Raw genomic sequence first — 9,332 nt, forward strand, 5'->3', positions numbered from 1 at the left:
GAATAAACATGCCTTAGACATTCAGTGGGCAATAACCCATCAGGAAAAAAACCAATCAAGCATTGAATCACTAGATTCCGTAATAAATACAGAATGACAAATAATATTATAACTCACTCCAATCAGTTCTTATATCTAATTTACCCCACGTTTTCTTCCATTGTTTCTTTTCAATCCTGGCGTTGTAAACCTCCAAGTCAAAATTAGGGGTAGGTTTTACTATAAGATTGAATAAATCATGCAATCCATAAGGAGCTATATATTCAATTTGGTCATTAGAGTTTAGTTTAACGGCAACAGCAGTCGCCGTTTCTGGCCAAAAGGAAATGGCATGATGACAATTTATATATGGAAGGTGTTCATTTCTTAAATGCATCCTGGATTGGTTTTTAATCGACCATTTCAAATTCGGATGTAGCTTTTTAAGTTTGTTTTCAAGTTCCAGGTCGTATGCTTCTGTAGAATTTGAAGGATCAAAATGAATAACGTCAATATCGTTGAGTTCAGTTCTTTTATTTCCATGATTAACATCCCAGATTTTATTTCTCACAAAGCCCGCTCCAATCCACCAATCATTGAGGTTAAGTGACTTCACGACCCTTAAAACTTCAATCATCCAGGCGTCATTGTCAACAATCGCTATGAATTCATTTTCTAAGTTGCTATTATATAAATTAGTATCGGTGCTACTCATTTAAATGTTCTTTCAGTTCCTCTTTTAGTTTATAATAGGTCTTTAATTTATGAGCTATGAGATCCTTATCTTTAAATGCTTTTCTTTCCGTGGCAGGAGGATCAAAACCATCACTTATAACCTCGATAGATATTTTGTCACCTTCTTTTAATGAGTCTTTGAACCAATCTACCTGGTGATGAGTATCGGAATTTAAACCACTAATATGAATGCTTAATTCTTCAGAATTTTCATTCTTTCGTCTTACAGAGTCAAGTATGCATGTAACAATTGAATGCTCATTTTCAAATCCTGCCCGACAAATCAGTTGGTCATTAACAGCTACTTTAAATCCGAATGCTTTTTTCATTTTCTATAATTCTGATGGTTTTAGAGTTTCAATAATTTTAGCATCTACCCAAAACATATTAACGTCATCATATGGGTCAGTTGGATTTATTTTACCAACGTTCCTGTTAAAGAATAAATATTTACCATCTGGAGTGACGCGAGCACCGTTTTCAGAAGCGGAGGTATTGATCTTATCACCTAAGTTAATGGCCTCACCCCAGGAACCATCTTTCTGTTTAAAACTAATATAAATATCCGCATTGCCATATCCATTTTCTCTTCTACCATCCCAAAGAATATAAGGTTCATCAGGAGCAATAAAGGGGTGAGCGTTAGCGGTCCCACTATTAATTTCTTTTCCAAATAGTTTAGGTTCTTCACGTAAGCCATCCACTAAACAAGAATATCGTAAGACACCTTCACCCATGGCATCGAAGACATAGGTGCCTTTATCAGAAGAAGTAAGCTGCATTATAGGAATACTGTCAAAGGGGGTGTCGAGACTTTTTAACTCAGACCAATCACCATTTTCCAATCGTTCCTTATATTTTTTGCCCAGATGCATGATCTGACCATTTGGAGAAATTAAAGGTTCACCCACTCGTGGCGATATTATGGATTCTTGCCATTGGTGATCTTTATATTGATATACCATAAATTGCATTGCTTTTTCTTCATCTGTCTCCCCAACTTCTCGAATGAAATAAAACTCTTTGAGGTCAGGACTAAAAACACCACTTATTTCCCAGTTATCTGTTGATATAATTCCGGGTGCGAAAGGTTCTGGAGAAAGCCCGGGTGACTGTTGACCGAAATAAGCGTTTTCAAAAGTTACAGGATTGTTCTCATTTGAGTTTTTACAAGAATTCAAAACCCCCACCATTACAAGCGCTGTTAATGTTATACTGTTTGTTTTTATCATGTTATTTAAGTTACCGTGGAACTTCTTTAATCTTCTCTTCAATAATTATGAGTGCCGTGATAAGTTTATTAAAATGCTCAACACTTTCTAAGCCATACTCAGGTGTAAGCATAATTTGTTTCGGTTTAGATCTGAACAGAGAAATATATATAAACTCGTTAAGGATGGAACTGCAGAACCTACTATCTGCTACTATTTTTTTTATTAACTCTTTATCGCCTCTGAAACTAAATTGTTGCTTTATTTCCTTGGGGATATTTAAGTTTTTTGGTTGAGCAAGAAGGTCCGTTAAATATATTAAATAAGTACTGGGATATATGCTTAGGTTGTTTTTGATATCATTTTTTAGCTTTAGGATAATTCTAATAGGTTCAACGGAACCAGAGACGCCTCCAGATTCTTTAAAATGAATTTCGATTTGGGTTCCATTAACCTCTATTTTACCTCTTTTGGGTTGATACGTTATGAGTCCCTTAGGAGAGTGAACCTTTTTCAAAGGCTCTTGCGAGTATGCGCCTCCATGAGATTCTACAATTTGTTGGACGAAATTCATTTATTGAAAGGGTTGTGTATTGGTGTTATGAATATAATTAAAAGTACCAAATGTGTATTTACCTATATAACACATCAAGCTATGTTGGATTGTTTTGTGTTAGCTGCCAATGGGATCAAGTCCAAGTTTTTCTACAAGATGTCTAAACCCATGCCAGATACAGCTTTCATCAATAATTTCGACGCTTTCCGAATTTTGTTCATTTGTCAATTTGTAAGTGTCAGCTGTCGTACATTCATTAGATTCAATTTCTCGAAGTTCTATTTCGAATTCTTTTATCAACTGGAGTTGAGCTGCCGAAAGAATCATTTTTTTATCGCCTAGTTTTGCTAAATATTGCTCATTGGTTCGAGTTATTTCCAATACGGACTTATTAAAATGGAAACATCCAAAAGACTGGAAATCAATTTTTAACGATTGATTAGGGTTTAGGTTGTTTATTAATAAGTCACTGTCAGTGAGATCATAATTAAGCTTATCCATACAAAGGATTACTTCTTCAATGTTGTTTTTAATTTCTATTTCAACAGATTCCTGCAAACCGTAAATTGATTCAAACGTAATCTGATATTTTCCATAAGGTAAGTTTTTATATTTCGAGAATCCATTAAATTCTATAGTATCATTAGCAATATGTTTGCCATTTTTAAATAATTGAAATGCTAAGCTGAAGAAATCATCATTGGGATATTTACAATATTTACCGGTTAGAATTAATTCTCCGGTTTCAGGTTTTTTATTCGTACCACAGTTATATAATAAAAATAATATGACTATCCCGATTATATTCTTCATTAGATTCATCTTATTATAGCTAAAGCTATGATATTGATTTGTTAGGTTTTGAGAACTAATTTAATAAAAAGAAAGAATTTAGAAATTCTCTACTAGTGTTTTCGGATTAAAACAAATTAATTGATAAGGGTATAGATAATTTTTAATAATTCAGCTCAATTGGATAATAAGAGGTGTTTGCAATAACATCATCTGATTATTTCAGATAAATATACAATTCCAAATATCCAACCTATATAAAGCGCAGTATAAGATATGGAGTATACTATTGAGATTCCAACAGATCCTTTAGTGTCTTTAGATCTTTTGAAAACAAGTTTTAACGCTCTAAAGAAAACCCAATAAAGCATAGCTAGAAGTATGAATAAAGAAAACCAAAAAACCGCTTCCAGTATAATTAGCAAGACTATGAATATAATAGTCATTACGATCCACAGGAAGATCGATAATATCAAGCCCCCAATACCATCCCCTACATTAGTATTTGGTAGGTCAGGAAACGCTCCGGATTGCATGAAAATCTCACCCCTTTTAAAGTTTCTGAATTTAGGAAAATTGTCGATCAAACCAATTCCGTTATATAAACCATAGGTCATAAATATAAATAGAGCTGAAGCAATAATTCCAAGTGATAAATACAGGTTGGAGGTCAAACTCCGGTTGTAATGTATTCCACTAAGATAAACGGTTAGGATGGTAATTCCGATGACAAGCAATGATACTATAAAAACGGATTTTCCTTTAAGATATGTGAGTTTTGATTCCACGATATTATTAATTCATCGATTAAATCTTATTACTTATAAATAATATTGCCACCAGCTTGTTGCACTTCCTTAGCTAGTTTTGTTTCCATTTTTGAGAGTTGAAATACAATTAAAATAACTAATAGGGCTTCTGGAATTTGCATGAAATCAGATAGTAATAGTGCCTGTGATCCCTCAATTAATTGTTCAACGGTTTCAGCTTTAAAGACAGTCTTCAATACATATCTTCCTATAATATTCGAAATTATAAATAAAGCCCACCATAATCCAATTATCAATCCTCCATTTTTAATGATATAAGTAGAATCAAACTTTTTAATTTTTTCCTGTGTTTCGTTCCATATTTCGTTCATGATTTGAACGGGTCTAAAAAGAACAATAATAGGAATAAACCAAGCCCAAACAGCCATAGATTCTTTATGCTTTAAATAAGAGATTCCTAACCTGTGTAAATTCCCATAGGCTCTTCGAAACCAGTTTAAAAATAAAATTATGGAAGTAATGTATATTCCGGTTTGGATAATTCCAATTATTCCCTGGCGTAAGTCGTTTGCATAGACCTCACTTTCGTCGGGAAATATTCCGAGTTTTACGTTTTCCAGTAATTGCAATTCAAAATAACCAGAAATTATTGCAATAAATGTTAGTCCTGTCAAAATCCAAAATATGATCATTAGATTTTTGGCTCTTTTTGTATTGTCCCAAATTTCTATTTTGACAGATAAGCCATTTTCTTGAGTGTTTTCTATTATATTCATTTCTTACTTTTTACAATATGGTTTTTTTCTATAAGTTTATTAATCTCCTTAAAGTTGCCCGGATAAGTTCCGAAACGAACTTTTTCGCTGATTTTTCCATTTGAATTTATAATATGATGATGTGGAAACCCATGAACTCCGAAGTACTTCTCAAAAAAGGCTAATTGGTTTTTTGTAAGTAAGTGATGTTTGCCTTTTAGTTTTAATTTTTCAATGGTGGCTCTCCATTCGTCTTTTTCCATGTATGCGCCATAAAAAATGAACTCAACCTTCTTTTGATTTGTTGTGGCAATAAGGTCATTATAATTAGGGAGTTCTTTCATACAAGGTGCACAATTCGTAAACCAGAAATCGTGATAAATAACTTTGCCTTTTGATTCTTTATAAAGCGCTAAAAGTGCAACCTTTTCATTGTAAGGTATATCGTAATTCTCAATGAGCGTTATAATATCAAGAGTTTCAATTTTATCTAATGATTTGACTTGACTTAATATGTCATCACTTACAAAAAATTGTAAACTATCTTTATATTTTTCGGGTATTTGATTATTATTACGATATATATAAGCCATCAAAAATTCTCGTTCCTTATTTTTTGGAAGCTTTTTGATCATTTTAAATAAAATTGGAAAATTCGAGGAACTATTCTCTTTTAATTGTTCTCTTTTCGAGGAATACTTATCTGCAATGTTGCTTATGATTTTATACGAGGTTGATAGTGTCTCTAGATATTTTAGGTATGACTGATAGGTTAATTCTTCATTGTCATTTGGGTTGAGTTCATTTATGAAATTGAAATATTCTTTTTCATCATCAATTTCTTTATTCATTATTCCGAAGAACGGAAACAGGCTTAGATCAAATCCAGCACGGTATCTTATTTGAGATCTACTCCAATCGATAAAGGTTTTGTCTTTGATTTTATTTTCCCTTATAAATAAGTCAAAAGCATTTAATTGATCTTGCATTTCTGACATTCGTTTATTCTTATAATCAATGTCAACCGATTTGCCATCATTGCTAAATCCGTTAGGAGCTTGTTTGATCAAACTGTCGAGGTAAGATGTATAACGAAGAATCAAATTATTTGTAATACTATTTTCACCTGAGGTTATCTTAAACCCTTTAAATGTTGAATTCCAGTCCGTCAATTCGGCTACGGAGAGATACGCATTTAATTCTTCATTAGGTGAAACGATCAGACTAAATTCCCTATTTTCATATTTAAAAACTAGCTCTCGCTTTTTTTCATTTATAAAGCTATAAGAAACGATTCCACTATCAGAAATTTTCAATTGTTGTTCAATTGGATGTACTCCGTTCTCAATAGTAAGGTCAATAAAACTCTTATGTTTGTGGGGCTTATAGTCTTTAAAATTCAAATTGACTTCGGTGTAGTTCTCGACCTTGTTTTTTGTTACATTCCTTTGACAAGAATTTAAAAGAAAAAGGGATAGCAAAAAATAAAATAGTATTCTCATAGGTTATTTATAATGGTAGCTAATGGTAAATTTAGAGGGGTTCATATCAAGAATTGTCCTACGTCAAATTCTATAGAATGTTTTCGCTGGAAATTAATTTAAAAGCTCTAATGCTTTTAATCTCACTTTTTTCTCTTTATCAGTTTTAGCAATATGTTTAATTGAATTTTGATCAGTGAGCTTAACCAAAGCAGCGAGTCTTATGGTGCTATCCTCGTCTGTGAAGGCAACGTGTCTGATGGCATTCTGGTCAGTCAGTTTTTTTACTGCTTTTAGTCTAACGTTGTTATCTTCATCTGTGTAGGCAATATGTTTAATTGAATTTTGGTCTGTTAGTTTGTCTAAAGCAACGAGCTTTACAAAACTGTTTTCATCTGTGTAGGCAACGTGTTTAATGGCATTCTGGTCGGTCAGTTTTTTTACTGCTTTTAGTCTAACGTTGTTATCTTCATCTGTGTAGGCAACATGTTTAATTGAATTTTGGTTGGTTAGCTTGTCTAAAGCAACGAGCTTTACAAAGCTGTTTTCATCTGTGTAGGCAACGTGTTTAATGGCGTTTTGGTCAGTCAGTTTTTTTACAGCTTTCAGTCTGATATTATTGTCTTTGTCGGTATACGCGAGGTGTTTGATTGCATTCTGATCTGTTAGTTTCTCCAAAGCGGCAAGCCTTATTATACTATCCTCATCTGTGAAGGCAACGTGTTTAATAGCATTCTGATCAGTTAGTTTTTTAAGGGCTTCAAGTCTAACCGTACTATCTTCATCGGTATATGCAATATGCTTGAGGGTGTTCTGTGAACTGCTTTTTTGGGCAATACTAATGACAACCGATAAAAGACAGCATAATAATGTGATTATTTTTTTCATGATGGTATTATATGGTTAATTATGGTATATAGTTGTAAATCATTTATTTAAGGAGTGTTTTACGATTTTTTCAACATGAATTTTTGTAGTGTCGAATACAGGAAAGTCAAAGTCCTCCTGATCGATTAACATTGGTATTTCTGTACACCCTAAAATAAGGCCTTCTGCACCTCTTTCTATTAATTCATTGGCATATAGCCTGAATTTCGATTTAGACTCTTTATTGATAATTCCTTTTCCGAGTTCATTTTTGACAATTTCCTGAATTTCTTCAATATCCTTTTTACTGCTTGGAACCATGGTTTCAATACCATATTCTTTTAATTTGTTTCGGTAAAAATCCATTTCCATGGTGAATTTGGTGCCTAGGAGTCCTACTTTTCGCAGTTTATGCTTTTTTATTTCCTCTGCGGTAGCTGAAGCGATATGTATAATAGGGATGTCAATTTTTGATTGAATTTCGTCAGCAAATAAATGAGCTGTATTGGCACATAAGACTATGAAATCGACATTGTTGGAAGTTAAACTTTTACAAGCATTGAAGATCAGGTCATAAGAGTTGATCCACCCTTTATCCTGAATATCAGAGAAATTTAGTGAATGTATGATACATTCAGCCGAATTTAGGCCACCTAATTGTTCATTGATACCCTGGTTTATATATTTATAATAGTCTAAAGTTGAAGTCCAACTGATTCCTCCTACCAATCCTATTTTTTTCATTTTAATGTGCTTTTGTTTTTTATTACATTACTCTTTCAATCATAGACATACTGTTCAATATACAATGAGCAATTATTAATGGCCATAGGTTTCGGCCAAATTTCACATAAGCTATGCCCATTACTAAACCAATAAGCCCAACAGTTATTGACCTTTCTGACAAGTCGTTTGAATGTCTAAACCCAAATATGATTGCTTGTAATAGTACAGCTATGATTGTGGCAAATGAAGTTGAAGAAAACAATTTTTCAATCCAATTCATCAAAAAGCCTCTATCTAGTAGTTCTTCTAACATAGATTCGAGCCAAACGAAAGGAATGATTATAAAAAACTGTATCCAATTTCCTTTAAGGTCCCCAAATTTTGACGCTGAACTTTCGGAGGAGGTATCTGATGCTAATGAAAATGGTAATTGGTCTTTTAGAAGTTCAAATAGTATGATAGCAATCATTACGGAAACAAAAATAATAACGGACACTCCTAATGTTCTCCACATTGATTTAGGTTTTATTAATCCCAGGTCTTTCCAGTTAACACCTCTGACTTTCATTCTCCAACTGGCTATAATCAAAGTGGTCAGCGACCAAAAAAGGCCATTAGCAATGAAGCCAACTTTTGGTAAATAAACCTCCCTGATCAGGAACATTACAGAAATGTAAATAATAAGGTCAAACAAAACCCCGAGGGTATTATTCGATCTTTCGGTGGAGTTGGTAATGTTGTGATTCATTTTAACGGTTTGGTTTATTTGTGACGATTTGGTTATGCGAGTGTTCCCAAGGGTATTGTGTATAGGTTTTATTGATTTTGAAACTCCTCAATGTTTTTTAGCTCCACAGTGGTATTGTTGAAATGATTGATATAAAGTCCAGCAGTAAGAATTAGGATTTGAATTATCAAGGGCATTATTTTACTTAAAATCTCATCACCTAACAAGACTTTAATAGTATTTCCTAGAATGGAAAGAGAAGGTCCGGCAATCAGTATTATTGCCCAAATTTTAATTGCCAATTTGGCCTGTTTGTTTTTTGTAAAAATAAGTCCAAGAATGATGATTTGAATAATGGCAGGAATAAGGGCAATCAAATTTTTAGAATTCCAAAATGTCCATAAATTCCAACATAGTAGAATCCCTAGAAATGTAATTAATAAAATGTAAAAGCTTTGATTCTTAAATACGGTTCTTTCCATTGGTGTTGTTTAAGGTTTTGCAACGGTATTGTATTTGATTTCACCAGCACCTCTCATGAATCCCAAAATGGCATCAGCAAAACCCCTCCGAAAATAATCGAAATTTCTTAATCCTGCAATGTAGGAAATCGGAAATTTTAAAATTCCTAACCCTTTGGTTTATGGACGCCTGCTAATCCCCCAAAACAAGATAGCAATCCAACCAACATGTTTTTCAAGCCTAAAGATTAATCAACAGATTCAGCAATAAG

At 33.1% G+C, this 9,332-nt stretch carries 12 protein-coding genes; all 12 read right to left on the bottom strand.

What is annotated here, in order from left to right; all coding sequences use genetic code 11:
* Positions 1-106: 106 nt before the first annotated feature.
* Positions 107-694, bottom strand: a complete 588-nt coding sequence (locus P278_RS15250) for a nucleotidyltransferase family protein (protein WP_051413615.1) — start codon at positions 692-694, stop codon at positions 107-109.
* Complete coding sequence (locus tag P278_RS15255; RefSeq protein WP_038268750.1) at positions 687-1,043, bottom strand: hypothetical protein; 357 nt, start codon at positions 1,041-1,043, stop codon at positions 687-689. The genes P278_RS15250 and P278_RS15255 overlap by 8 nt, the downstream gene beginning before the upstream one ends.
* 3 nt (positions 1,044-1,046) lie before the next feature.
* Positions 1,047-1,946: a PD40 domain-containing protein gene (locus P278_RS15260; RefSeq protein ID WP_038268767.1), complete on the bottom strand. Its 900-nt coding sequence runs from the start codon at positions 1,944-1,946 to the stop codon at positions 1,047-1,049.
* Between the two features lie 10 nt (positions 1,947-1,956).
* Positions 1,957-2,499: a hypothetical protein gene (locus P278_RS15265; RefSeq protein WP_038268752.1), complete on the bottom strand. Its 543-nt coding sequence runs from the start codon at positions 2,497-2,499 to the stop codon at positions 1,957-1,959.
* Positions 2,500-2,598: 99 nt separating this feature from the next.
* On the bottom strand, positions 2,599-3,294 hold the full coding sequence (locus P278_RS15270) for a hypothetical protein (RefSeq protein WP_038268753.1): 696 nt from the start codon (positions 3,292-3,294) through the stop codon (positions 2,599-2,601).
* A 188-nt stretch (positions 3,295-3,482) separates the two neighbouring features.
* Positions 3,483-4,061, bottom strand: a complete 579-nt coding sequence (locus P278_RS15275; protein ID WP_038268755.1) for a hypothetical protein — start codon at positions 4,059-4,061, stop codon at positions 3,483-3,485.
* A gap of 29 nt (positions 4,062-4,090) precedes the next feature.
* Positions 4,091-4,819 carry a DUF4328 domain-containing protein gene (locus tag P278_RS15280; protein WP_038268758.1) on the bottom strand — a complete coding sequence of 243 codons (729 nt, stop codon included), beginning with the start codon at positions 4,817-4,819 and terminating at the stop codon, positions 4,091-4,093.
* Positions 4,816-6,201: a TlpA disulfide reductase family protein gene (locus P278_RS15285; protein WP_161808367.1), complete on the bottom strand. Its 1,386-nt coding sequence runs from the start codon at positions 6,199-6,201 to the stop codon at positions 4,816-4,818. Before P278_RS15285 ends, P278_RS15280 begins: the two co-directional genes overlap by 4 nt.
* A gap of 192 nt (positions 6,202-6,393) precedes the next feature.
* Positions 6,394-7,167: a HEAT repeat domain-containing protein gene (locus P278_RS15290; protein ID WP_038268761.1), complete on the bottom strand. Its 774-nt coding sequence runs from the start codon at positions 7,165-7,167 to the stop codon at positions 6,394-6,396.
* 39 nt (positions 7,168-7,206) lie between these two features.
* Complete coding sequence (locus P278_RS15295; protein ID WP_038268762.1) at positions 7,207-7,890, bottom strand: aspartate/glutamate racemase family protein; 684 nt, start codon at positions 7,888-7,890, stop codon at positions 7,207-7,209.
* A 22-nt stretch (positions 7,891-7,912) separates the two neighbouring features.
* A complete protein-coding gene (locus P278_RS15300) occupies positions 7,913-8,620 on the bottom strand; it encodes a CPBP family intramembrane glutamic endopeptidase (protein WP_051413616.1) in 708 nt (235 codons plus the stop codon).
* A gap of 68 nt (positions 8,621-8,688) precedes the next feature.
* Positions 8,689-9,081: a hypothetical protein gene (locus P278_RS15305; RefSeq protein ID WP_038268764.1), complete on the bottom strand. Its 393-nt coding sequence runs from the start codon at positions 9,079-9,081 to the stop codon at positions 8,689-8,691.
* Positions 9,082-9,332 lie beyond the last annotated feature (251 nt).

Source organism: Zhouia amylolytica AD3 (assembly GCF_000511935.2).
GTDB classification, from domain to species: Bacteria; Bacteroidota; Bacteroidia; order Flavobacteriales; family Flavobacteriaceae; genus Zhouia; species Zhouia amylolytica.

Bases quoted from the DNA above. Each gene is read 5' to 3' on its own strand.
- P278_RS15250 (WP_051413615.1), bottom strand. From the start codon at position 694: ATGAGTAGCACCGATACTAATTTATATAATAGCAACTTAGAAAATGAA.
- P278_RS15255 (WP_038268750.1), bottom strand. From the start codon at position 1,043: ATGAAAAAAGCATTCGGATTTAAAGTAGCTGTTAATGACCAACTGATT.
- P278_RS15260 (WP_038268767.1), bottom strand. From the start codon at position 1,946: ATGATAAAAACAAACAGTATAACATTAACAGCGCTTGTAATGGTGGGG.
- P278_RS15265 (WP_038268752.1), bottom strand. From the start codon at position 2,499: ATGAATTTCGTCCAACAAATTGTAGAATCTCATGGAGGCGCATACTCG.
- P278_RS15270 (WP_038268753.1), bottom strand. From the start codon at position 3,294: ATGAAGAATATAATCGGGATAGTCATATTATTTTTATTATATAACTGT.
- P278_RS15280 (WP_038268758.1), bottom strand. From the start codon at position 4,819: ATGAATATAATAGAAAACACTCAAGAAAATGGCTTATCTGTCAAAATA.
- P278_RS15290 (WP_038268761.1), bottom strand. From the start codon at position 7,167: ATGAAAAAAATAATCACATTATTATGCTGTCTTTTATCGGTTGTCATT.
- P278_RS15295 (WP_038268762.1), bottom strand. From the start codon at position 7,890: ATGAAAAAAATAGGATTGGTAGGAGGAATCAGTTGGACTTCAACTTTA.
- P278_RS15300 (WP_051413616.1), bottom strand. From the start codon at position 8,620: ATGAATCACAACATTACCAACTCCACCGAAAGATCGAATAATACCCTC.
- P278_RS15305 (WP_038268764.1), bottom strand. From the start codon at position 9,081: ATGGAAAGAACCGTATTTAAGAATCAAAGCTTTTACATTTTATTAATT.